This is a genomic window from Pseudomonas sp. Z3-6 (genome assembly GCF_051131985.1).
Lineage (GTDB): Bacteria > Pseudomonadota > Gammaproteobacteria > Pseudomonadales > Pseudomonadaceae > Aquipseudomonas > Aquipseudomonas zanjanensis.
Window position 1 is genome coordinate 3,228,550 of the sequence record NZ_CP071644.1, and the last position, 22,189, is coordinate 3,250,738.

Sequence of the window (22,189 nt, forward strand, 5' to 3'; positions counted from 1 at the left end):
CTGCCGGGCACAACGCAAACAAGGAACAGCCGCCAGCCATTTGTGTTTAACTGTTTTCCGGAAAATCGAGAACACTTGACCAAGAGTGCCCACCGTGGACCTGAAGATTGATCGCAACGTTGCCGAGCCGGTGATCCGCCAGCTCGTGACGCACCTCACGGGTTGGATCGACGCCCATGGCGTTCGCCCCGGCACACGAATGCCGTCGATTCGCCAACTGGCCCGGGAAAATAGCCTGAGCCTGTCGAGCGTGATCAAGGCCTACGACCAACTGGTGGCCAGTGGGGTGCTGGAGTCTCGGCATGGCGCGGGCTTTTTTGTCGCGCAACAGTTGGCCCGGCCGGTGCAACCGCCTCCTGATACGGATAACCCTTCGTGGCAGTTGTTCGACAATGAATCGACCCAGCTCAAGCTCGGTTGCGGCTGGCTGCCTGACGCCTGGCGCGACGACACCGACCTGGGCCAGGCGATCCGCCAAGTGGTGCGCAGCGACAACCACGCATTGTTCAACTACAGCACCCCGTTGGGCTCGCCTCATCTGCGCCTGCACCTGCAAAAACGCCTGGGCCTGATCGACATTCACGTCGACCCGACACAGATCATCACCACCCAAGGCGCCAGCCAGGGCCTCGACCTGCTGGTGCGAACCCTGCTCAAGCCCGGTGACCTGGTGCTGGTGGAAAGCCCCGGCTACTACAACCTGTTCAATTTGCTGAAATTGCACGGGGTGAAGACCGTGGCCGTGCCGAGAACCGCCCAAGGCCCGGACATCGCCCGCCTGGAAGAGCTACTCGGCGAGCACAAGCCCTCGTACTTCTTCATCAACAGCATGTACCAGAACCCCACCGGCACCAGCCTGGCGCCGAGCGTGGCCTACCGTCTGCTGCAACTGGCGACGGCCCATGACTTTCGCCTCATCGAGGACGACATCTATGCCGATTTCCAGAATGGCCCGACGTCGCGCCTGGCTTCCCTGGACGCACTGGACCGGGTGATCTACCTGGCGAGCTTTTCCAAGACGCTGTCCAGCTCGCTGCGCATCGGTTACGTGGTGGCCCAGCCCGACATCATCCAGCGCCTGGCCGAGGTCAAGATGGTGACCGGCATTGGTTGTTCATTGCTGGCGGAAAACGTGGTGGCGACGTTGCTGGCCAACGGTGCCTACCGCAAGCTGATCCAGCGCTTGCGCCAGCGCCTGAACAAGCAGATGGCAAGTACGCTGCGCCAACTGGACCCGGCCCACTGGGAGGTCTTTGCCGAGCCGATGGGGGGCCTGTTCATCTGGGCCAGGCCGCGCTGCCTGACGGCGCAGCGGGTGCAGCAGATCGCCCGGGAGCTGCAGATCCAACTGTCCCAGGGCTCGACGTTCCTGCCGCAAGGAGAGGTGTGTGATTGGCTGCGGTTGAATGTGGCCTATACCCAGGATGTACGTGCGCAGAGGTTTTTCCAGCGGGTCGAGGAGGAGTCGATTGCGCTGGGTCAGTAGGGTTTTGGGGAGATTGTCCTGGCGCCATCGCGAGCAAGCTTTGCTCCCACAGCGCAGAGCAGGGGCCAATCCCAAGACTTGTATCCACTAAAGATCCCTGTGGGAGCAAAGCTTGCTCGCGATGGCTGACTAAGCAGTCACAAAAACATCCGTCGTTAATGGGAATAGATATCAAACAACAATGAGTTACTGTATCTTTCGCGACACATTCTTGTCAGCCTCCCGATGTGGAGGCTTTTTTCCATTAGGATTGTGCATCGATGCGTCGGATTCTCGTTTCACTGTGTGTGCTCCAAGCTTATTCCATTCCCACCTGGGCCGAAGAGCCAATCCCTGCCAAGCCGGCCTCCCTGGAGTTGCAAGCCACCGATATCGTCGGCAATTCAGACTATGAAACGGCGCAGGGCCCGGTGAAGGGCTATCACGCCACCCGCTCGGCCAGTGCGACCCGTACCGACACGGCGATCCATGAAACCCCGCAATCCATTTCCGTCGTTTCCCGCGATGTCGTTGAAGACCTCAGTGCCACGCGCCTGCAAGACGCCCTCGATTACGCCGGCGGTGTAGGCCGGGCGAACAACTTCGGCGGCCAGGGCCTGACCACCTTCACTGTCCGCGGTTTCACCACCGGCGAGTTCTACCGCAACGGTTTCCCGATCAACCGTGGCTACCCGAACATGCCGGACGCCAACACCATCGAGCGCCTGGAAGTCCTGCGTGGCCCGGCCACGATGCTCTATGGCCGCGGCGACCCGGGCGGTACCTTCAACGTGGTGTCCAAGCAGCCGTTGGCCGAGCGCACGGTGACCCTCGGCAGCCAGGTCAGCGACCAGGGGATGCGTCGCGGCACGCTCGATGCGTCCGGTCCGTTGGACGAAGAAGGGCGCCTGGCTTATCGCCTGAACGTGGTGGGTGAGGGCGGCGATACGTTCCGCGACCACGTCGAGACCGAGCGTTACGGCATCGCGCCGGTGGTGAGCTGGCAGGTCAACGACACCACGCGCCTGACCTTCGAAGGCGATTTCATGCGCAACAATGCGCCGCTGGACCGTGGCTTGACCCATTACGCCGGCCAGCGTGGCACCGCGTCGCGGGATACCTTCTTCGGCGAGAAAGACGTGGGCAAGCTGCACAACGACAACAACATGCTGCAGGTGCGTTTCGAGCACATGCTCAACGACGACTGGACCCTGGCCGGCGGTACTCAATGGCTCGACGGCACCTTGCAGGGCAATGCCGTGGAGGGCAACAGCATCGGCGCCGATGGGCGTACCCTCAGTCGCAACTTCAACTACCGCAAGCTGGAATGGACCGACCGGGACACCCAACTCAACCTTACTGGGCATTTTTCTACTGGCGGGTTCGAGCATACGTTGCTGACGGGGATCGAGTATGAAGACTACGATTACCAGTCGATCATCCGGCGTTCCGCTGGCGGCACAGGTGCCTACCCGATCGATATCTTCGATCCGGTGCATGGCCAGCCACGCCCGGCATTGACGCGCAAGCCCACCGATGACCAGGAAAATCTCAAGACGTTTGGTGTGTTTGTCCAGGATCAGGTGGCGTTGACTGAGCGCCTGAAGGTGTTGGCAGGGGCGCGTTTCGAACATTTCGAGCATGAGTACGAATCCTTCGTCCCTCAGACTCGGCCCGGTAGCCGTAACTGGGACAAGACTGAAAATGCCGTCACTCCACGCCTGGGGGTGATCTACGATCTGACCGATACCGTGGCGGTCTATGCCAATACCGCCCGCTCGTTCAAACCCAACACCGGTGCCGCCCTTCAAGGCGGGGGATTCAAGCCGGAAGAGGGCAAGTCCTACGAAATGGGCGTCAAGTGGGAAGCCCTGGATCGTCAGTTGAGCGTCGACGCGGCGGTCTACCAGATTGAAAAGCGCAATGTGCTCACGCCCGACCCGTTGGATCCCACCTTCAACCTGGCCGCCGGGGAAGTGCGCAGCCGTGGCTTTGACCTGAACGTGGCGGGCAACCTGACGCCAGAATGGCGCGTGATCGGCGGTTATGCGTATGTGGATGCCGAAGTGACCAAGGACATCAATATCCCGTCCGGCACCCGTTTGCTCAACGTGCCCAAGAACTCCTTCAGCCTGTTGAACGTCTACGAGTTCCAGGACGGCGGCCTCAAGGGCCTCGGCCTGGGCCTGGGCGCCAAGTACGTCGATGAGCGGGCCGGCAATACGGCGGCCAGCACCTTTACCATGGACAGCTACACCGTCGTCGACCTGCTCGGCTACTACAAGGTCAATGAGCGGATCCGCCTCAACCTGGACCTGAAGAACCTGTTTGACGCCGACTACGAAGAAGGTGCATTCGGAGGCGTCTACGCCTACCCAGGCGCACCGCGAACCGTGCAGGCTGGTATCTCCTACTCGCTCTGAATCCTTTGCGTCACGAAAACCCCGAAGGCCTGGCCTCCGGGGTTTTTGTTTTTTGACACTTGCCTGTTTACCACTTGCCTGTGCTCATCCCGCCGTCCACCGGCAGTATCGCGCCGGTCGTGAAATCAGCACCCGCCAGGTACAACACGGCCTCGGCAATTTCCTCGATGGTGCCCACACGACCGGCCGGGGCCAGGTGGTTGAGGAAGTCGCGGTGCGCCGGGTCGTGCATCGGGGTGTCGATAATGCCAGGTGCGACGGCGTTGACCTTGATGTTGTGGGGCGACAGTTCCAGGGCCAGGGCGCGGGTCATCTGGTTGACGCCGCCCTTGATCAGCACCGGCAGTGCTGCGGGCACCTGGATGTTCGGTTGCAGGGCCACGGCAGCTGAAATGTTGATGATGAAGCCTTGCTGGCGCCCGATCATGTGCGCGGCAGCGGCCTGGCTGGCAAAGACGAGCCCCTTGAGGTTGGTGTCCAGCAGCGCGTCCAGGTCTTGGGGGCTGTATTCGACGAAGGGTTTTGGCAGGAAAAAACCGGCGTTGTTCACCAGCCCGTCAACGGCGCCGAACGCCTCGACGGCTTGGCTGATGAGGGCGGTTGAGGTGGCCGGGTCGGAGATGTCGCCAGCCACGCCGAGGAAACCGGCCGGGTGACCGAGCTCGGCGGCGGCAGCGTCCAGGCCGGACGGGGAGCGGGCATTGCCCACCACGTTGTAGCCCCGAGCGAGGAATGCCTTGACCAAGCCCAGGCCGATACCACTGGAAGCGCCGGTGATGATGACGGTTTTGTTGAGGCTCATGATTGACTCCTGATCACATTGAGTTGAACCGGTGCGCCTGTGTTGGCGGTGGTTGAGCTCAGGGTATTGATGCGCCAGGGTTTGATAAATAAGGCGTCTGGTACTTGAGTTGATACGTCATGTAATCAATCTCGAGCACCCATAAATCCCTGTGGGAGCGGGCTTGCTCGCGAAGGCGGTGTGTCAGCTACAGAGTTCTGACTGAAACTCTGTCTTCGCGAGCAAGCCCGCTCCCACAATGTTCCCGGCTGATCGCAAAATCCGCGTTCGCCAGCAATCCCTTGTGGGAGCGAGCCTGCTCGCGATAGCGTCAGGCCAGTCAGTATTGATATTGACTGACACACCGCTATCGCGAGCAGGCTCGCTCCCACAGGGTTGACGGGTTGGCAGGCAGAAAAAAGCCCGGTCAATCGGACCGGGCTCGCAAAGGTGGGGCCTTACTCCTTGGGAAGACTTCGATACTCAGTCGTCGTCATCCCCGCATATCCCCAATTATCCGTGTCGACTTCTTCGATCACGATATGGGTCAAATGCGGGTCCTTGCCCAGCACGCGCTGGAGGGTTTCGGTGATTTCGGAAATCACCTGGGCTTTCTGTTCACGGGTAACGCCGTCTCGGGTAATTCGCACATTGACGAAAGGCATGGTGCACTCCAGCGGGTGGGAAATGGACGCGGGACAACGCCCGCGTATTGCAAGGCCACTGTATTTATACGCCACGGACTGATAAACAGGCATTTGGAAACTTCAGTTGATACGCGGTGTAACGAATCATGAAGCGTCATTTCGAAGACCTGCAGTTGGGCAGCATAGAACTGTTCTGCCTCGCGGCGGAGGCGGGCAGTTTCACCGCGGCGGCGCAGTTGGCAGGCGTTACGCCTGCGGCGGTGAGCCGCTCGATCTTTCGCCTGGAAGAGCGCCTGGGCTCACGGCTTTTCGTGCGCACCACCCGCAGCATCCGCTTGACCGAAGCCGGCAGGACCTATTTCGAGCAATGCCGACAAGCGCTGACGCAACTGGTCGAGGCGCAACAGGAAATGATGGGCGCGCAATCGGTGCCGTCCGGGCAACTGCGCATCAGCCTGCCCACCACCTACGGTCACCATCGCATCCTGCCCTTGCTCCCGGCTTTTCGGGCGCTGTACCCGCAAGTGACGGTGGACCTGCACCTGAGCAATCGAAACATCGATTTTGTTGCCGAAGGGTATGACCTTGCCATCCGAGTGCGGGCCCAGCCCGACTCGTCGATGATCGCCCGGCTGCTGGAAGACGCGAAACTGGTGGTGGTCGCCTCCCCGGAGTATCTGCGCAAGGCTGGCACGCCGCAGGTGCTTGAAGACCTGGATGACCACGAGTGCATCCAGTTCGAACTGCCCAGCAGCGGGCGACGGATTTCCTGGCTATTCAATGTCGAGGGCAAGGAGAAGGAAGTGTTCGGGCAGGGCGGGTATTGCTGCTCGGATGATGTACTGGGCGGGGTGACGTTGGCCAAGCATGGCGCAGGATTGTTCCAGACCTACAAATTCATCGTGGAGCAGGAGTTGACCAGCGGGCAGTTGGTGGAGGTGCTAATGCCTTTCGCGGGACGTTCGCGTCCGTTCACCTTGTTGTATCCCCATGGGCGGTACGTGCCGCAGCGGGTGCGTGCGTTTGTGGATTTCCTGTTGCAGTACCGGGAGCAATGGGCCGCGACTTGAGGGAATACAAGCGGCGAGGGCAGCAATCCGTGGCGAGGGAGCTTGCTCCCGCTTGAGTGCGAAGCGCTCACAGAAAGGGCCGCTACGCAGCCCAGCGGGAGCAAGCTCCCTCGCCACGGGAATCACAGCAGCCTCAAGTGAACAGAGTTCCGCTTGCCACAGAGGTCTTCCCGGTCAACCCGCTATCAGAACCGAAACGCCTGACGCCCGATCAGCAGCCACTTGCCATTCTTCTGCTTCTGCCAGATCTGGAAGTTCTCGATTTCCGTCGGCACCACTTCAGTGCCCTTGAGCGCCTGGGCCGAGAAGTGATTGCGCACCAGCGCCACATCACCGGACAGAGTAATTTTCTGGTTCTTCATTTCCAGGGTCTTGAACGCACTCTTGCCCGTTTCGATGTCGGCGATGAAGGCTTTCTTGTCCTGAATGTTGCCGCTGGAGTGACCATAGGTCAGGTTCTCGGCGGCCAGTGCCTGGAGCTGGGGGATGTCTTTGTGCAGCATGGCTTGGGTCAGGTGGTCGACCGCCTGGGCCACTTCCTGCTCGGCCGACGAAGGGGCTGCCGCTGCGTAGCCGCTGAACAGGCACAAGAAGCTAATGACCAATGTCGCTTTTTTCATGGGATTTCCTTGTTGTTGTAGGTATTAGGAACGCGAGCGATGCGTGCTCGTCGGTCATCGTACAACTTGAAGTGAGGCGTTGGCAAACCAGCCGGTCGCACGGCTCAAGAGCGCTGACAATGTGGCGAGGGAGCTTGCTCCCGCTGGACTGCGCAGCAGCCCAAAAAACCTGCTCCCCATAAACCTGGCACACCTCGGTGTCAGCACCAGGGGCTGCTTCGCAGCCCAGCGGGAGCAAGCTCCCTCGCCACGGGTTTCACAGGCCACAGCTTTTGTGTAGGCCTTAAAGTCCTTCTCGAACCGCCCCCCGAATCCCTTCCAGCAACATGGTAAACGCCGGGTTGTCGTTATCCTCCCGCCACACCAGGTGCAACTCGCTCTGCACCCCTTCGCCCAAATCGATCTCGCGAAACACCACTTGCTTGAACACCACGCTGCTGGCGCAACGCGGTACCAGGGCCAGGCCCATGCCGGCGTTGACCAGGGCCAGGATGGTCAGCGACGACCCCAGCCATTGCACGAATTGCGGCGCGACCCGGGCCGAGCGGAGCATGCCGGTGAGCAGTTCGTTGAAGGGCGGGTAGGCGGCGTGGGAGTACATCAGGAACGGTTGCGCGTCCAAGTCGTGGACGCTGACGGATTCGGCGCTGGCCAGCGGATGACCGGCGGGCACCGCCAGCACGAAAGGTTCGCGCACCAGGCATTCGGTGGCGTAGCCGGTTTCCAGCAGCGGCGAGCGGACGATGCCCAGGTCGATGCGCCGGGCGCGCAGGGCTTCGTGCTGTTGGTAGGTGTTCATTTCCGCCAGGACGATTTTGACCTGGGGCTGTTTCAGCCGGGCCTCGGCAATCACCTTGGGCAGAAACTCGTACACCGCGCTGCCGACGAAGCTGATGGTCACCGAGCCGATGTCACCCTTGGCAAAACGTTTGGCGGCCTCGGCGGCCTGTTGCGCCTGTTCCAACAGGTTCTGCGCTTCGACGAAAAACGCCCGGCCGGCGGCGGTGAGCGCCACGCTGCGGGTGCTACGGGTGAACAGTTCGACCCCCAGGTGATGCTCCAGCAATTGGATCTGCCGGCTCAGCGGTGGCTGGGTCATGTTCAGGCGTTCGGCGGCACGCCGGAAGTTGAGTTCGGTCGCCACGGTGGTAAAGCAGCGCAACTGGGCCAGTTCAAACATTGATTCAATCCAGGTATCAATCAAGAGCCAAGTTAGATTAGACGGGAACAATTCGCCGCGTCCATCATCGTCCCTTTCCTCAACACTGATTGGGAGCCGCTATATGAAGATCAAACGCGTCACCGTCACCCCCATCGCTTTTCGCGACCCACCCTTGCTTAACGCCAGCGGTATCCATGAACCGTTCGCGCTGCGCTCGATCATCGAGATCGAGAGCGACAACGGCTATATCGGCCTGGGGGAGAGCTATGGCGATGCCCCGGCCCTGGCGATCCAGCAGCAATTGCAGAACCAGTTGATCGGCCTGGACCCGTTCAACCTCAACCAGTTGCGGGCCATCGTCCAGGCGACCGTCGCTGCGCAGAAGCCGGCCAGCGTCAGCGGTGCCGAACTGGCGCCGGGCTCCCACGCGAGCAAGGCGGTGAGCAATGCCTATTCGGCGTTCGAAGTGGCGTGCCTGGATTTGCAGGCCCATTACCTGAACGTGCCGTTGGTGGACCTGCTGGGCGGCGCGATTCGCGACGAGATTCCGTTCAGCGCGTACCTGTTTTTCAAGTACGCCGAGCACATTGATTCGCCGTACCCGGCCGACAATTGGGGCGAGGCGCTCAACGAAGAGCAGATCGTCGCCCAGGCCCGGCGGATGATCCAGGACTATGGTTTCAAGAGCATCAAGCTCAAGGCTGGCGCCCTCGATCCGGAGTATGAAGTCGCCTGCATCAAGGCGCTGAAACAGGCGTTTCCCGGCTACCCGTTGCGCATCGACCCCAATGGCAACTGGTCCCTGGAAACCTCGATTCGCATGGCCGAACTGCTGGGGGATGACCTGCAGTATTACGAAGACCCGACGCCGGGACTTGCGGGTATGTCCGAGCTGCACAAGCGCACGGGGTTGCCGCTGGCGACCAATATGGTGGTCACCGATTTCGATGAGTTCCGCCGCAGCGTGGCCCTGGACAGCGTGCAGATCGTATTGGCCGACCACCATTACTGGGGCGGCCTGCGGGACACCCAGGTGTTGGCGAAAATGTGCAGCACTTTCGGCCTGGGCGTGTCGATGCATTCCAACTCGCACCTGGGCATCAGCCTCATGGCCATGGCCCACGTCGCGGCCGCGGTGCCGAACCTCGACTATGCCTGCGACACCCATTATCCGTGGCAGGAGCCGGATGAAGAAGTGATCAAGGGCGGCAAGCTGCCGATTGTCGACGGCTGCGTGAAGATCACCCGGGCGCCTGGGCTTGGCTTGGAGCTGGACCGGGATCAGTTGGGTAAGCTGCATGAGCAATTTCTCAGTTGCGGCATTCGCCAGCGCGACGATGTGCGGCAGATGCAGCGTTACCGGCCGGATTGGAAGACCGTCAAGCCGCGGTTCTGAGCCGAAGGCGAGGGGCCTGCTGCGCAGGCCAGCGGGAGCAAGCTCCCTCGCCACAAAAGCTGGATCTGACTTCAATTTTGAGTGTGGGTGCGACCCCTGTGGCGAGGGAGCTTGCTCCCGCTGGGCTGCGCAGCAGCCCCAAACCAGCCAACTCACTATGACTGCCCAATGGGTTGATCCCTCCCAAGCCACCTTGCGGCCCACACCCAAAGTACCGCACCCGCCAGCCTCGCCGTCTTACACCCAAACTGCCGCGCCGGGCCGGCGCTGCCAAAGCATCCGCCAATCGCTCCCAAGGCAGCGTATGACGCGCCCTGGCGCCTTTCGATAATCGCCTCCGACATCCCGTCCCCTGTTGCGGAGCGCGCCATGCACAACAATAAAAATACCCGCCAACGTTTTTTGCCTGCGGTCATCGTAGGTGTTTCGAGCCTGGGCCTGACGCCTTGGGCCAACGCCGAAATCATGCTGTACGACAAGGACCAGACCACCTTTTCCACCGACGGCTACATCAACGCCTTTTACGTCAACAGCGACGTCGACCGCGCGGGTGAGCAGTACGACCGTCGGCAGGCGCGGGTCAAGATGGGCTTTTTGCCCAACTACCTGGGTTTCAACATGGGCAAGCAGGTCGATGACCTCAAGCTCGGCGCCCGGGCCTCGTTCTGGGTAACCATCAACGACAGCGAAACCAACGGCACCGACACCGCCATTGACGTGCGCCAGTTCTACGGCACCGTGGCCAACCCGGAGTGGGGCGAAGTGCTGATCGGCAAGGACTTCGGTCTGTTTGCCCGCTCCAACATCCTGCTGGACGAGCTGCTCGCCGGTTATGGCCAGGTCAGCGACACCCTGGGGCTGGTGGACGGCGGTGGCGTGTCGTTCGGCAACATTGGCAGCGGCTATCCGTACCCGTTCCCGACCTCGCAGATTACCTACCGCACGCCAGTGATGGATGGGCTGCGGGTGGCGGTGGGGATCATGGACCCGGTGGACACCAACGACAACAGCGCCACCGGCAAGGCCTATCAGGAAAACCCGCGCACCGAGAGCGAGATCACCTACCAGTTCGACCTGGGCGGGGCGAAGATCTACAGCTGGCTCAACGGCAGCTACCAGACTTCGGACAACACCGATTCCACGGTCGAGTCAGTGACCTCCAAGGGCCTGGGCTACGGCGTGCAGGCCAAGATGGGCGGGCTGTCGCTCACCGGTTCGGGGTTCCAGGCCAAGGGCATCAACCCGTTCTTCACCAACAACGCCGGTGAAGCCACCCTGCGCAATGTCGACAGCAAGGGCTACCTGTTGCAGGGCTCCTACAAGCTGGGCAAGAACCGCTTGGCGCTGTCCTACGGCAAGACCGATGACGACGGCAACGGCGTGGTGGGCAGTGGTGCCGATTACGAAACCCGTGGCATTGCGCTGTTCCATGACATCAACGACAACCTCAAGCTCGTGGCCGAGTACAACCAGTTCGAAATCAATGGCCACGATACGAGCGCCCAGAACGAAGATACCGACACGTTTGCGGTGGGGGCGGTGCTTACCTGGTGAGGGGAAAGTCCCTTTGGGCCTGGCACCGGGGTGGGTCAGGCCTGTTTTGGGGCTGCTGCGCAGCCCAGCGGGAGCAAGCTCCCTCGCCACAGGGTTGCGCTCGTACTCAAAAATGAAGTCGACCCCTGCTTTTGTGGCGAGGGAGCTTGCTCCCGCTGGGGCGCGTAGCGGCCCTGAGACCTGACACCCAGGTGTCTCAGAGCGGTTGATATTGGGGGCTGCGCATCAGCCCCTTTTTTTCAGTGCGACGTCCCCTCGGCAAACTCGATCTTGTTGCCGACGTTGTACTTGCCCGAAGGCTTGTTCATGGGCAGTCGCTTGATTTCCTCGAGGGTGTTGCTGTCGTAGACGATCAGCGCGCCATCGCTATCCCAGATGCTCAACAGCAAGTAGCGGCCATCGCGGGTGAACTCGACGTGGGCGGCGGTCTTGCCGGGCATGGGCCGCAGGGTGTGGGCGATTTCCAGGGTCTGTTTGTCGATCAAGTGAATGGCATCGTTGTCCGGGCCGAAGAACACATCGGTCCAGGCGTAGCGGGAGTTGGCGTGGCTGCGCAGGAAGAAACCCGGGCCCAGGGTGGGGATCTGCTTGATGACTTTCCAGGTGTCGAAATCGATCACCGAGATCAATCCCTTGCTGATGTTGGGCGTGGCGAACACCCAGTGCCCATCGCGTTTCCAATAGGTCCCCGAGCCCAGGTGCGGCATGCCCGGCAGCGCGATGTCAGTGACGATCCGCCCGGTGTCGAGGTCGATCACCTGGCCGCCCTGGGCCTTGCGGGAGGTGGCGAGCAACTGCCGGTAATCGGGCGAGAAGGAAAAATCATCGAGGTAATCCTCGGCCTCGATCCGTCGGGGCACGAAGTCCGGGTTCGGTCCGCTGGACAGTTCCCAGACCTCTTTCACGTCTTTCAAGGCCACGATGAAGCTGTTGCGCGGCGGCGCGGTATACACCGCACTGACCCGCGACGGCTGGCCGTTCAGGCCCACCGTTGCAACGGTCTTGACCAGTGACAGATCGCGGGCATCCAGCACCACCACATTGCCCGGCAGGGTGTTGCCCACCAGCACCCAGCGCCCGTCCTTGCTCACCGCCAGGTTGCGGGTATTGAGCCCGGCCCGCACCTCGGCGATCAGCGTGAGGTTGTGCAGGTCATACAGGCTGATCCAGCCGTCCCGGGAGGCGAAATAGACGAAGCGTCCGTCCGGGGAAAATTTCGGTCCGCCATGCAGCGCAAAGTGTGAAGCGAAGCGCGCCAGGACCTCGAAGCGATCACCGTCGACAATATCGACGTGATGATCGCCAGCCTCCACCACCACGAACAGGTTCAGCGGATCAGCGTGATGCTGGGGTTTATCGGGCAGGGTGGCGACATTCGCCAGCAAGCGATGACTGCGGCGGGTGTCGTCCTCGCTCCAGGTCGGTTCAACGGCGGGCGGACGTTGAAGGTAGTGGGTCAGGCCATCGATCTGCGCAGACGTCAGCACTGCGCCGAACGCCGCCATCTGGCTGGCCGGGCGTCCATGGGTGATCACCTGGCGGATTTCGTCGGGCTTGATCCGGCTCAGGCTTTGCGGCAACAGTGCCGGCCCGGCAGCACCGATGCGATTGACCCCGTGGCACTGCTGGCAGTGTTGCTGGTAGGTCTGTTCGGCAGACGCCAGGTCCGGTTCCGGCACCGTGGCGCCGTGGACAGTGCCGATCCACAGCAATGGGGCAAGCCAGCCGATTCTCATGAGGCGACCCTCGCGATATTTGGCTGGAGCGGTAGGGCCGGGTGCAGGCGGGCCGGATGCTCCAATACCTGATGGGCAAACAAGCCAACCACCTTGCCGATCACCGTCAAGGTCGGCAGGCCTTCGGCGCACGCCTGCGCCAGCTCCGGCAGTTGCTGGAGAGTACCGCGCAGGACCTGCTGGTCGGGGCGCGTGCCGTTGCTGATCAACGCCGCCGGCGTATCAGCCGCCAGGCCCGCCGCGATCAACTGCGTGGCAATGGTGCCGAGGTTCGACAAGCCCATGTAGAACACCAGGGTCTGGCTGTCATCCGCCAGGCTTTGCCAAGGCAAGTTCAAGTCGCCTTCGCGTTGCAAATGACCGGTGATGAAACGGCAGGAATTGACCAGGTCGCGATGGGTCAAGGGAATGCCGGCGTAAGTGCTGCACCCGGCAGCGGCGGTGATACCAGGCACGATTTGGCAATCGATACCCCGCGCCAGCAGATACTCCAGTTCCTCGGCGCCGCGACCGAAGATGAACGGATCGCCGCCCTTGAGCCGCACCACCCGTTGTCCCTGGTCGGCCAGGTCGGCCAGCAGTTCGTTGATCTGTGGTTGGGGCAGGCTGTGGCAGCCGGCCGCCTTGCCGACGTAATGCCGGGCGCACGTGAGTGGAATCAGACTGAGCAATTGCGCGCTGATCAAGCGGTCGTAGACCACCGCGTCGGCCTGCAGCAACAGGCTCCAGGCGCGCAAGGTCAACAGGCCCGGATCACCGGGGCCGGCGCCGACCAGGGCGACCTCGCCCGGTCTGAAGGGCGATTGCAGGGCAGCGGGCAAAACGATGGAGACAGGCATGGGACTTCCTTGGTTCGGTATCAGGTTCGCCGTCGGTTCATCAGGCGCAGGGCAGCGCAACGCTGGGGATCGGGTGCAGGCCAATTTCGTCATCGCTGAGGTGGCAGCCGGGGTCCTGGCCCCACAGGTCGCCGTCGGCCCAGGCGCGGGTGCGGGTATTGCCGTTGCAGATGTCCAGCCATCGGCATTGCCCGCAGCGGCCGCCCACGGCCCGGGGGTGTTCGCGCAGCTTCGAGAGCAGGGCATCGGGGCGCTCTGACCAGAGGGTCTTGAACGCTGTCTGGCGCACGTTGCCCACCGAGTGCTGCCACCAGTAGGTATCGGGGTGGACCTCGCCGGTATTGTCGATGTTGGCAATGCCGCTGCCCGAGGCATTGCCGCCCCAGGCCCGCAGCATCTGCTCCAGTGCGGCGTAGTGCTGGGGCAAGCGCCGGGATACCCAGTGCAGCAAGAGGATCGCATCGGCATCGTTGTTGCCACTGACGAAATCACTGTCGCGGCCCTGTTCGATGTCGCGCCAGGCCCGTTCGAAGATCAAGTCCATGGCCTCGCGGCTCATCTGCTGCTGGGCATCGAGCTTGCGACTGCGCTTGCCGCGGCCGCTGTAGTTGAGGTGCGACAGGTAGAATTTCTGTACGTCGTATTCATCCATCAAGTCCAGCAATCGTGGCAGCTGGGCATGGTTTTGCTGGGTGAGGGTGGTGCGCAACCCGACCCGGATCCCTTGTTCGCGGCAGAGCCGGATGGCCGCCATGGAACTGGCGAAACTGCCCTTGAGCTGGCGGAATTCATCGTGGGTCGCTTCCAGGCCATCGATGCTGATGCCGACGTAGTCGAAGTTCGCCGCGGCAATCAGTTCGATGTTGGTGGCGTCGATCAATGTGCCGTTGGTGGACAGGGCCAGGAAAAAACCTTTGTCGCGAGCATAGGCGCTGAGCTGGAACAGATCGTCGCGCAGCAGGGGTTCGCCGCCGGACAGGATCAGCACGCGCACACCGGCATCATGCAGGTCATCGATGACCTGGAGCGCCGCCGCTGTGTCCAGTTCATCGCGAAACACGCTGTCGGCGGATGTTGCGTAACAGTGCTTGCAGGTCAGGTTGCAACGCCTGAGCAAGTTCCAGATCACCACCGGCGGGCGCTGGCTGCCCGGTGGCGCGACGCGTGGGGCGGGGCAATGCCCGGCCAGGGCCCGCAGGTAGTGGCTGATCCTCAACATAAGTCGCTCCGTGGGAGCAAGGCTTGCCCGCGATGAAGCTGATGCCGCTCTTCAGAAACCGACGCCCCTGTTTCGCGAGCAAGCTTTGCTCCCACAGGCGACAGCCGCAGGCCGGTTTTTTTCAGGATACGGCTGCTCACCAGCATGTCGTCGGCGGCGCAGGCGTCCCCCAGCAAATAGCGCAGGTGTTCGCGGTAGCGGTCGATTTCGTCGCGGCTGCGGCCGTGGACCATGGCGAACAGGTTGTAGCGCCAACCGGGTCGGCGCGGGCGCCGATAGCAGTGGCTGACAAAGGGCTGTGCTCCCAGCAGGGCGCCGAGGCGTGCGATATCGGCATCGGCCACGTCCCACACCGTCATGCCGTTGTGGCGATAACCCAGGCGATAGTGATTGGGCACGGCGGCGATGCGCCGGATCGCGCCTTCGGCCTGCAGGCGCTTGAGCAGGTCGAGGGTGGATTCCACGCTCAAGCCCAGTTGTTCGGCCAGCCAGGCCCAGGGGTCTTCGAGCAAGGGCAGGCCGGCCTGGGTCAGTTCCACCAAACGCAGGGCCAAGGGCGTTTCATCCAGCCATGGCGGCGCTTGCCACAACGACTCAGACGGGGAAGTACAGGCCGACATGGTAGGTCTCCTCTTTGGGCAGGTTCAGCGGCACCAGGCCGGTCAGGTGCTCGATGCGCAGCAGGGTGTCGTTGATCGCCTGTTCGCTGGGGCAGGCGAGCACGAACCACATGTTCCAGATGTGTTCGCGGCGGTAGTTGTGGGCGACTTCGGGCATGTCCGCGAGCAGCTCGGCGATGGTTTCGAAGCGCGATTCGGGCACCGCCAGTGCCGCCAGGGTGAACGCACCGCCCAGGCGATCGATGTCGAACATCGGGCCGAAGCGGGTCAGCACGCCGTCGTTGAGCAGTTCATGCAGGCGGTCGAGCAGTTCGGTCGCATTGCTGTCCAGTTCCTCGGCCAGGGCCTGCCAAGGATGACGGACCAGTGGCAGGCCCAATTGCAGGCGATTGATCAGGCGCCGGTCGAGGTCATCCATCGCTGCGGGCTCCGACCGGTGCGGCGAAACGTCCGCCGCATTGCTTGAACAGGTGCGTGCTGAACAGCAGCTGGTGGGGCAGGTCGTCCAGCAGGTGTTCTTCCAGCAGCGCCTGGACCTGGGCCTCGACGCGGTCACGCTGGCGCCCGTGGATCATGCAGAACAGGTTGTATTGCCACTGGGGCAGGCGCCGTGGACGCTGGTAGCAAAGGCTGATGCCCGGGGCCTGGCCGAGGCGCCGACCGACTTCATCGACCAGGGCGTCCGGCACATCCAGCACCAGCATGGCGTTAGCGGCAAACCCCAAGGCGCGATGGTTGACCACCAGGCCGACACGACGGAACAGGCCCTGTTCATGCCAGCGCTGCACCTGTTCGAGCACTTGTGGCTCGCTGGCCTCGATCTGTTCGGCCAAGGCCTGGAAGGGACGAGATGTCAGGGGCAGGCCGGTTTCCAGCAGGCGGCGCAAGGCCAGTGACTGTTGTTCGCTCAGGGTGAGGTTCATGGGGTGGCCTCCAGGGCAAAGCCCAGGTCGATGCGGTAGGCGGTGAGCATGGGCAGGTCCAGGGGCGTGAGACCGGTGTCGTGTTCCAGTTCCTGGAGGATGTTGTCCAGGTGCGCCCGGTTGGGGCCGGTCAGCACGAACCAGAGGTTGTAGCGATGTTCCCGGGCATAGTTGTGATTGACTTCCGGGTATTGGCTGACGCGTGCCGCCACCTGGTGCAGGCGGTCTTCGGGCACGGCCAGGGCGACGAGGGTGCTGGCCCCGGCGCGGGTGTGTTCGAACACCGGGCCGACCCGCGATAAGGTCCCGGCCACGTGCAGGTGGTGCAGGCAATCGATGACCTGGGCTTCGCTGCAGCCCAGGGCCTCGGCCATGGCCCGATAGGGCTCGGCGCACAATGGCAGGCCATGCTGGAATCGATCGATCAGGCGCCGGGCCAGTGAGCTGGGTGTCATGGTCAGTACCCCGACTTGTGTGCGCGACTGCTGAAGAAAATGCCGCTCGGGCTCAGGGCCGGTAGGCTGCCCAGGCGTTCGAGCCGATACGGGTTCCAGACCTGGACCTCGCCACCGTCCCGGGCGGACAGCCACAACTGGTCACCCCGTGCGGTGAATTCCATGTGCAGCACCGCCGGGCCTGGCCGTAGGTCGGCGACGATGGCGTGGGTCTGGGTGTCGATGACCTGGACGCGGTCGTTGTCCGGATAAGCGAAGTTGACCCACAGTTGCCGGCCATCCGGTCGCGCCGTGACGAACACCGGTTGGCCGGCCACGGCGATGGCGTCGGTCTGCTGCCAGTCCTGGGCATTCATCACCAACACCTGGTGATGCCCGACGGCGGGTACGAAGGCTTGTTGGTCGGCCATGGCCCAGCCTTCCAGATGCGGCATCTTGTACACCGGCAACTTGTCCTGGCCGCGTCCGTAGTGCCCGAGCAGCCGTTTCACGCCGCGCTCCGGGTGCCAGAGGTCGAGCTGGGCCATGCCGTCCTCGCCGAACAGCCCGGCCATGTAATAACGCCCGTCGGGGGTGATCAGGGCGTCGTAGGGTTGCTGGCCGATGGCGGTGAAACGCTCGATGCGCGGGGTAAGGCCCTGGCTGAAGTCGGCGGTCCAGATCTCGCCGGTGTCGAACAGGCTGAACACGAAGCGTTGTCCCGGTGCATCCACCAAGCCGACCACGCGTGAACGTTTCTGGCCGCCGGGCAATGGCGTGGCCGGGATGTCGGCGACCTGTTCCAGGGTCTGGGCATCGAATACCTTGACGCCGCCGGGCTCGTAGTTGGAGACAGCGATCAGCTTGCCGTCCTGGCTGATTGCGCCGCCGATGCTGTTGCCGCCCTGGATGATCCGCCGCTCGATTTGTGCGCCCAGCAGGTCGACTTTGCTCAGGCCACCGTCGCGACCGAACACATAGGCGTAGCGCTGGTCGCGGGAGAACACCACCGAGGCGTGGGACAGGTCGCCTAGGCCTTCGACACGGCCCAGGGCGGTGCAGGTGTCACTTTCGATGATTTGCAGGCTGCCGCTGGCGCGTTCCACCACCACGCCCAAATCGCCGGTGCCGCGCAACGGTGTCTGGGCGCAACCGCAGAGCAGCAGGGCGATGGCCGTGGAGGACAGGAGAGAACGGATCATGGGGCGGGTTTTCCTTGAAGGAGCCGGTCCACCAGCCAGCGGATGTCGTCGGGTTCGAGCAGCGCGGCCCAACCGGGCATGGCGCTGCCGGGCCGGCCGAGGGTGACGGTGGCGATGAGGCTGTCGCGGGATTTTCCGGCCAGGGCTTCGTGGGTCAGGGGCGGGCCGAGGCCACCGGTCAGGTACAGGCCGTGGCAGGCGCCGCAATCCTGGTCCAGCAGGTGTTGCAGTTGGGCCTGGCGCTGGCTGTCGGGAGCGGCCAGCACACAGGCGGAGAAAACGAAGAGGAGGGCGGTTATCGAGGTGGTGAAGTGGTGTCGTTCCATGACGTCCTCCTGAACAAAATTGCACGGCTTTTGTGGCGAGGGAGCTTGCTCCCGCTGGGCTGCGCAGCAGCCCCTTGGGTTTGCCTGACACAGCGAGTCGTCAGGTTGCTATTTGGGGCCGCTTCGCAGCCCAGCGGGAGCAAGCTCCCTCGCCACAGGCATCAGGCAGATCCTGCCCAGTTATTTAAGGGTCAAGACCCACGCCGCGAGGATCTTGGCTTCTTCCTCTGTCACCGGGTTGGCCGGCATCGGCATCGGTCCCCAGTTGCCTTGCGTCCCTTCCTTGATGTGTTTGGCCAGTACCGCCTCGGCCCCCGCGACGCCGGCGTTTTTCGCCGCGACTTCCTTGAGCGCCGGGCCCACCACCTTGGTGTCGATGGAGTGACAGGCCGCGCAGGGCTTGCTCTTGAACAGGGTCGGGCCGTCTTGCGCCAAGGCCGGCAGGCTGTAGGCGGCCGTCAAGGCCAGTGCGATCAGAATAGGCTTCATGGTTTTTCCTCTTATTGATGGGGCTCAATAGATGTCGTGTTGGGTGTTGTAGACGTTGAATTTTCCGGTGGGGGTGATCAGACGCTTGTCCTTGATCACGTTCTTGACCTTGAGGGTCTTGTCGTCGATCACCACCAGTGCCGACTCGTCTTCCTGGCCGCTCCAGACCGAGAACCAGACCTCGTCGCCGGCCTTGTTGTATTCCGGTTGCACCACGCGCAACGCACCTTTTTTGATGCCGGCGTACTCGGCAATCGGCAGCACGGTGTAGCCGGCGTCAAGCTTGTCGATGTTGAACACCGCCACCGACTGGCTGAGCTTGGCGTCGGGGCTGAGGGTGGTGTCGACATACAGGTGGCGCGACGCGGGGTGGGTCTTGATGAACAGAGAACCGCCGCCTTGGCCTTGGAGCGAAGCGACCTGTTTCCAGGCGTATTGCGGATGCTTGACCGGGTCGGTGCCGATCAGCGAAACCCCGGCGTCACCCAAGTGACTGGTGGCCCACACCGGTCCATAGAGTGGATGGTTGAAGTTGGCGCCGCGGCCTGGGTGCGGGGTCTTGCCCACGTCCACCAGGGCGGTGAGCTTGCGTTCCTTGGAGTCGATCACCGCGACCTTGTTGGAATTGTTGGCGGCCGTCATGAAGTAGCGATGACTGCTGTCCCAACCGCCGTCATGGAGGAACGGTGCGGCGTCGATGCTGGTGATGGTGAGGTTCTTGATGTCCTGGTAGTTGACCAGCATCACCTTGCCGGTTTCCTTGACGTTGACGATGAACTCCGGCCACTCGTGGGAGGCGATGATCGCCGCGACGCGCGGCTCGGGATGGTATTGCTGGGTGTCGACGGTCATGCCCCGGGTCGAGACGATCTGCTTGGGCTCCAGGGTCTCGCCGTCCATGATGGTGAACTGCGGCGGCCAGTACGAACCGGCGACGGTGTACTTGTCCTCGTAGCCCTTGAATTTGGAGGTTTCCACCGAACGGGCCTCGATACCGACCTTGATTTCCGCGACCTTGGTCGGCTCTTTCGGCCACAGGTCGATCATGTCGATCTTGGCGTCCCGGCCGATCACCAGCAGGTAGCGCCCCGACGCCGAGATTCGCGAGATGTGCACCGCGTAACCGGTGTCGATCAGCTTGACGATTTTCTTGCTGTCACCGTCGATCAAGGCAATCTTGCCGTCGTCGCGCAGGGTGACTGAAAACAGGTTTTGCAGGTTGAGGTTGTTGAGCTGCTTGGTCGGGCGGTCCTCGGGTTTGACCAGGACCTTCCAGGTCTTGAGGGTTTCGGCCATGCCCCATTCCGGCGGCGTCGGCGGGGTGTGCTGGATGAATTTGGCCATCACCGTGATCTGGTCTTTGGTCAGGGCGTTGGAGGTGCCCCAGTTCGGCATGCCGGCGGGCGAGCCATAGGTGATCAGCGCTTCCAGGTAAGCCTGGCCGCGGGACTGGGTGATGTCGGGTGTCAGCGGCTTGCCGGTGGCGCCTTTGCGCAGGACCCCGTGGCAGCCGGCGCAGCGTTGGAAATAGATTTCCTTGGCCGAGTCGAAGTCGGCCTGGCTCAGGTCCGGCGCGCCTTCGGTCTTGACCACCCGGGGTGACTCCGGCGTGGTGGGTTGGTCGGCGAAGGCGTAGGGAGCAACCAGCGCTGTACACAGCGCCGTCACCCTCAGGGCCCACGTTTTTTTGTGGCTGATCAGCATTCCATTTCTCCTCAGGCATGACCCGCGCTGCGCTGTAAATGACGTTTGGCGCGCAGGTTCTTGGTGCGATGCAAGGCTATGCCCAGGGCGGTGGTGAGCCGCTTGACGGCGATCAAGTTTGCCGGCCGCCGCCCTTGCCAGGTTGTCGCAGGGCACCGTAGCGTGGCCGGCAATCGTGTTGTCTGATCAGGCCCTCGCCATGAACGCTATCCACACTTTGCAGCACCCCGACGAACCCTTTTATCAACCCCAGGACAACGAACAGGCGATGTTCGAACAAGCCTGGCATCACGGCATGCCGGTGCTGATCAAAGGTCCCACCGGCTGCGGCAAGACCCGTTTCGTCCAGCACATGGCCCACCGCCTGAAACTGCCGCTGTACACCGTCGCTTGCCACGATGACTTGAGTGCGGCCGACCTGGTGGGCCGTCACCTGATCGGCGCCCAAGGCACCTGGTGGCAGGACGGGCCCTTGACCCGGGCCGTGCGCGAGGGCGGCATCTGTTATCTGGATGAGGTGGTCGAGGCGCGCCAGGACACGGCGGTGGTGCTGCACCCCCTGGCCGATGATCGGCGTCAGTTGTACCTGGAGCGCACCGGCGAAGTGCTGCAGGCGCCGCCGTCGTTCATGCTGGTGGTGTCGTACAACCCCGGTTACCAGAACCTGCTCAAGGGCATGAAGCCCAGCACGCGCCAGCGTTTCGTGGCGATGCGCTTTGGCTATCCGGCGGTGGCCGATGAAGAACGCATCGTCGCCCGCGAGGCGGGGGTTGATCTGGCCCTGGCGGCCCAGGTGGTGCGATTGGGGCAAGCGCTGCGCCGGCTCGATCAGCATGACCTGGAGGAAGTCGCCTCGACGCGCCTGCTGATTTTCGCCGCGCGCATGATCGGCTCGGGCATGGACCCGCGCCAAGCCTGCCTGGCCTGCCTGGCCGAGCCGTTGAGTGACGACCCGCAGACCGTTGCCGCGTTGATGGATGTGGTCGATGTCCACTTCGGCTGAAACCGCTGGCGTGTCCCGGCGGTTGCCCGGGGATCTGGCGATGTGGTTTTTCATCCTCGCCGAGTTGTCGGTGTTCGCGCTGTTGATCCTGGCGTTCACCGTTGCCCAGGCGTTGCACCCGCAGATGTTCAGCGAGGGCCGGCAGTTGCTGGACCGGTCCACGGGCCTGGCGATGACCCTCAGCTTGCTCACCGCCGGCCTGTTCGCCGCCCTGGCCCAGGAGCAAGTCAGGCAGGACCGGCCGCGTCGAGCCGCGCTGTTGTTGTGCGGGGCGTTGTTGCTCGCTTGCGGTTATGTGGCGATCAAACTCACGGAGTATGCCCATCTCTTGGCGAACGGGCTGGGGATGGAGCACGACACGTTCTTCACCTTGTACTGGATCCTCACCGCGTTTCATTTCCTCCATGTGTTGCTGGGCATGGTGATTCTTGCCTGGCTGGCCGAGGGTTGCCTACGTCGGCGCTACGGTGCGCAGGAACACAGCGGGTTGGAGTCCGGCGTGTTGTATTGGCATATGGTCGATCTGGTCTGGGTGCTGTTGTTCCCAGTGGTCTACATCCTTGATTGAGCGGAGGT

The 22,189-nt window shown here is 62.7% G+C and carries 22 protein-coding genes; 7 read left to right on the forward strand and 15 right to left on the reverse strand.

Annotated elements, in window-relative coordinates:
• The first annotated feature begins 94 nt into the window (after window positions 1–94).
• Complete coding sequence (locus J3P88_RS14590) at window positions 95–1,486, forward strand: PLP-dependent aminotransferase family protein (protein ID WP_434576087.1); 1,392 nt, start codon at window positions 95–97, stop codon at window positions 1,484–1,486.
• A 260-nt stretch (window positions 1,487–1,746) separates the two neighbouring features.
• Window positions 1,747–3,888 carry a TonB-dependent siderophore receptor gene (locus tag J3P88_RS14595; RefSeq protein WP_434576089.1) on the forward strand — a complete coding sequence of 714 codons (2,142 nt, stop codon included), beginning with the start codon at window positions 1,747–1,749 and terminating at the stop codon, window positions 3,886–3,888.
• A gap of 67 nt (window positions 3,889–3,955) precedes the next feature.
• Here the strand turns inward: J3P88_RS14595 and J3P88_RS14600 are convergent, their stop codons facing one another.
• Both J3P88_RS14600 and J3P88_RS14605 read right to left on the reverse strand, forming a co-directional pair.
• Window positions 3,956–4,690 carry an SDR family NAD(P)-dependent oxidoreductase gene (locus tag J3P88_RS14600; RefSeq protein ID WP_186728586.1) on the reverse strand — a complete coding sequence of 245 codons (735 nt, stop codon included), beginning with the start codon at window positions 4,688–4,690 and terminating at the stop codon, window positions 3,956–3,958.
• A 437-nt stretch (window positions 4,691–5,127) separates the two neighbouring features.
• The gene (locus J3P88_RS14605) at window positions 5,128–5,334 is read right to left on the reverse strand and encodes a tautomerase family protein (protein WP_025213530.1); all 207 of its coding nucleotides are present in this window, start codon (window positions 5,332–5,334) and stop codon (window positions 5,128–5,130) included.
• A 128-nt stretch (window positions 5,335–5,462) separates the two neighbouring features.
• On the opposite strand from J3P88_RS14605, the gene J3P88_RS14610 reads away from it, so the two are divergent.
• Complete coding sequence (locus J3P88_RS14610) at window positions 5,463–6,386, forward strand: LysR family transcriptional regulator (RefSeq protein ID WP_434576092.1); 924 nt, start codon at window positions 5,463–5,465, stop codon at window positions 6,384–6,386.
• A 185-nt stretch (window positions 6,387–6,571) separates the two neighbouring features.
• On the opposite strand, the gene J3P88_RS14615 is transcribed toward J3P88_RS14610, so the two are convergent.
• A complete protein-coding gene (locus tag J3P88_RS14615) occupies window positions 6,572–7,006 on the reverse strand; it encodes a nuclear transport factor 2 family protein (protein ID WP_434576094.1) in 435 nt (144 codons plus the stop codon).
• 283 nt (window positions 7,007–7,289) lie between these two features.
• The gene (locus tag J3P88_RS14620) at window positions 7,290–8,186 is read right to left on the reverse strand and encodes a LysR substrate-binding domain-containing protein (protein ID WP_434576096.1); all 897 of its coding nucleotides are present in this window, start codon (window positions 8,184–8,186) and stop codon (window positions 7,290–7,292) included.
• Window positions 8,187–8,289: 103 nt separating this feature from the next.
• Here J3P88_RS14620 and J3P88_RS14625 point away from each other — a divergent pair, with 103 nt between their 5' ends.
• Complete coding sequence (locus J3P88_RS14625; RefSeq protein WP_434576098.1) at window positions 8,290–9,564, forward strand: glucarate dehydratase family protein; 1,275 nt, start codon at window positions 8,290–8,292, stop codon at window positions 9,562–9,564.
• Between the two features lie 369 nt (window positions 9,565–9,933).
• Window positions 9,934–11,118 carry a porin gene (locus J3P88_RS14630; protein ID WP_434576100.1) on the forward strand — a complete coding sequence of 395 codons (1,185 nt, stop codon included), beginning with the start codon at window positions 9,934–9,936 and terminating at the stop codon, window positions 11,116–11,118.
• 239 nt (window positions 11,119–11,357) lie between these two features.
• On the opposite strand, the gene J3P88_RS14635 is transcribed toward J3P88_RS14630, so the two are convergent.
• The 11 genes from J3P88_RS14635 to nirS all read right to left on the reverse strand — a co-directional run bounded on the left by J3P88_RS14635 (window position 11,358) and on the right by nirS (window position 20,610).
• Window positions 11,358–12,854: a cytochrome D1 domain-containing protein gene (locus J3P88_RS14635; RefSeq protein ID WP_434576102.1), complete on the reverse strand. Its 1,497-nt coding sequence runs from the start codon at window positions 12,852–12,854 to the stop codon at window positions 11,358–11,360.
• Entirely contained in the window at window positions 12,851–13,693 is an 843-nt protein-coding gene (gene cobA / locus J3P88_RS14640; RefSeq protein WP_434576104.1) for a uroporphyrinogen-III C-methyltransferase, read from the reverse strand. The genes J3P88_RS14635 and cobA overlap by 4 nt, the downstream gene beginning before the upstream one ends.
• A 40-nt stretch (window positions 13,694–13,733) precedes the next feature.
• Window positions 13,734–14,912: a heme d1 biosynthesis radical SAM protein NirJ gene (gene nirJ / locus J3P88_RS14645; RefSeq protein WP_434576106.1), complete on the reverse strand. Its 1,179-nt coding sequence runs from the start codon at window positions 14,910–14,912 to the stop codon at window positions 13,734–13,736.
• Window positions 14,906–15,532 carry a siroheme decarboxylase subunit beta gene (gene ahbB / locus J3P88_RS14650; RefSeq protein WP_411387432.1) on the reverse strand — a complete coding sequence of 209 codons (627 nt, stop codon included), beginning with the start codon at window positions 15,530–15,532 and terminating at the stop codon, window positions 14,906–14,908. The genes nirJ and ahbB (J3P88_RS14650) overlap by 7 nt, the downstream gene beginning before the upstream one ends.
• Window positions 15,507–15,950 (reverse strand): Lrp/AsnC family transcriptional regulator, encoded by a 444-nt coding sequence (locus tag J3P88_RS14655; RefSeq protein ID WP_434576108.1) that lies wholly within the window; start codon window positions 15,948–15,950, stop codon window positions 15,507–15,509. The genes ahbB (J3P88_RS14650) and J3P88_RS14655 overlap by 26 nt, the downstream gene beginning before the upstream one ends.
• A complete protein-coding gene (gene ahbB, locus J3P88_RS14660; RefSeq protein ID WP_434576109.1) occupies window positions 15,943–16,455 on the reverse strand; it encodes a siroheme decarboxylase subunit beta in 513 nt (170 codons plus the stop codon). The genes J3P88_RS14655 and ahbB (J3P88_RS14660) overlap by 8 nt, the downstream gene beginning before the upstream one ends.
• On the reverse strand, window positions 16,452–16,910 hold the full coding sequence (locus J3P88_RS14665; protein ID WP_434576111.1) for an Lrp/AsnC family transcriptional regulator: 459 nt from the start codon (window positions 16,908–16,910) through the stop codon (window positions 16,452–16,454). Before J3P88_RS14665 ends, ahbB (J3P88_RS14660) begins: the two co-directional genes overlap by 4 nt.
• A 2-nt stretch (window positions 16,911–16,912) precedes the next feature.
• A complete protein-coding gene (locus J3P88_RS14670) occupies window positions 16,913–18,091 on the reverse strand; it encodes a cytochrome D1 domain-containing protein (RefSeq protein WP_434576113.1) in 1,179 nt (392 codons plus the stop codon).
• A complete protein-coding gene (locus J3P88_RS14675) occupies window positions 18,088–18,417 on the reverse strand; it encodes a c-type cytochrome (protein ID WP_434576115.1) in 330 nt (109 codons plus the stop codon). Before J3P88_RS14675 ends, J3P88_RS14670 begins: the two co-directional genes overlap by 4 nt.
• Window positions 18,418–18,597: 180 nt before the next feature.
• Window positions 18,598–18,906: a c-type cytochrome gene (locus tag J3P88_RS14680; protein WP_186632792.1), complete on the reverse strand. Its 309-nt coding sequence runs from the start codon at window positions 18,904–18,906 to the stop codon at window positions 18,598–18,600.
• 24 nt (window positions 18,907–18,930) lie between these two features.
• A complete protein-coding gene (gene nirS / locus J3P88_RS14685; RefSeq protein WP_186704968.1) occupies window positions 18,931–20,610 on the reverse strand; it encodes a nitrite reductase in 1,680 nt (559 codons plus the stop codon).
• A gap of 268 nt (window positions 20,611–20,878) precedes the next feature.
• On the opposite strand from nirS, the gene J3P88_RS14690 reads away from it, so the two are divergent.
• Window positions 20,879–21,613: a CbbQ/NirQ/NorQ/GpvN family protein gene (locus J3P88_RS14690; protein ID WP_371856181.1), complete on the forward strand. Its 735-nt coding sequence runs from the start codon at window positions 20,879–20,881 to the stop codon at window positions 21,611–21,613.
• A complete protein-coding gene (locus J3P88_RS14695; protein ID WP_186704969.1) occupies window positions 21,597–22,181 on the forward strand; it encodes a cytochrome c oxidase subunit 3 family protein in 585 nt (194 codons plus the stop codon). The genes J3P88_RS14690 and J3P88_RS14695 overlap by 17 nt, the downstream gene beginning before the upstream one ends.
• Window positions 22,182–22,189 lie beyond the last annotated feature (8 nt).

Coding starts and splice junctions, on each gene's coding strand:
- nirJ (WP_434576106.1), bottom strand. CDS start 14,912: ATGTTGAGGATCAGCCACTACCTGCGGGCCCTGGCCGGGCATTGCCCC.
- J3P88_RS14655 (WP_434576108.1), bottom strand. CDS start 15,950: ATGGATGACCTCGACCGGCGCCTGATCAATCGCCTGCAATTGGGCCTG.
- cobA (WP_434576104.1), bottom strand. CDS start 13,693: ATGCCTGTCTCCATCGTTTTGCCCGCTGCCCTGCAATCGCCCTTCAGA.
- J3P88_RS14610 (WP_434576092.1), top strand. CDS start 5,463: ATGAAGCGTCATTTCGAAGACCTGCAGTTGGGCAGCATAGAACTGTTC.
- J3P88_RS14615 (WP_434576094.1), bottom strand. CDS start 7,006: ATGAAAAAAGCGACATTGGTCATTAGCTTCTTGTGCCTGTTCAGCGGC.
- ahbB (WP_434576109.1), bottom strand. CDS start 16,455: ATGAACCTCACCCTGAGCGAACAACAGTCACTGGCCTTGCGCCGCCTG.
- J3P88_RS14600 (WP_186728586.1), bottom strand. CDS start 4,690: ATGAGCCTCAACAAAACCGTCATCATCACCGGCGCTTCCAGTGGTATC.
- J3P88_RS14675 (WP_434576115.1), bottom strand. CDS start 18,417: ATGGAACGACACCACTTCACCACCTCGATAACCGCCCTCCTCTTCGTT.
- nirS (WP_186704968.1), bottom strand. CDS start 20,610: ATGCTGATCAGCCACAAAAAAACGTGGGCCCTGAGGGTGACGGCGCTG.
- J3P88_RS14695 (WP_186704969.1), top strand. CDS start 21,597: ATGTCCACTTCGGCTGAAACCGCTGGCGTGTCCCGGCGGTTGCCCGGG.
- J3P88_RS14595 (WP_434576089.1), top strand. CDS start 1,747: ATGCGTCGGATTCTCGTTTCACTGTGTGTGCTCCAAGCTTATTCCATT.
- J3P88_RS14620 (WP_434576096.1), bottom strand. CDS start 8,186: ATGTTTGAACTGGCCCAGTTGCGCTGCTTTACCACCGTGGCGACCGAA.
- J3P88_RS14605 (WP_025213530.1), bottom strand. CDS start 5,334: ATGCCTTTCGTCAATGTGCGAATTACCCGAGACGGCGTTACCCGTGAA.
- J3P88_RS14680 (WP_186632792.1), bottom strand. CDS start 18,906: ATGAAGCCTATTCTGATCGCACTGGCCTTGACGGCCGCCTACAGCCTG.
- J3P88_RS14670 (WP_434576113.1), bottom strand. CDS start 18,091: ATGATCCGTTCTCTCCTGTCCTCCACGGCCATCGCCCTGCTGCTCTGC.
- J3P88_RS14635 (WP_434576102.1), bottom strand. CDS start 12,854: ATGAGAATCGGCTGGCTTGCCCCATTGCTGTGGATCGGCACTGTCCAC.
- J3P88_RS14625 (WP_434576098.1), top strand. CDS start 8,290: ATGAAGATCAAACGCGTCACCGTCACCCCCATCGCTTTTCGCGACCCA.
- J3P88_RS14630 (WP_434576100.1), top strand. CDS start 9,934: ATGCACAACAATAAAAATACCCGCCAACGTTTTTTGCCTGCGGTCATC.
- ahbB (WP_411387432.1), bottom strand. CDS start 15,532: ATGTCGGCCTGTACTTCCCCGTCTGAGTCGTTGTGGCAAGCGCCGCCA.
- J3P88_RS14690 (WP_371856181.1), top strand. CDS start 20,879: ATGTTCGAACAAGCCTGGCATCACGGCATGCCGGTGCTGATCAAAGGT.
- J3P88_RS14665 (WP_434576111.1), bottom strand. CDS start 16,910: ATGACACCCAGCTCACTGGCCCGGCGCCTGATCGATCGATTCCAGCAT.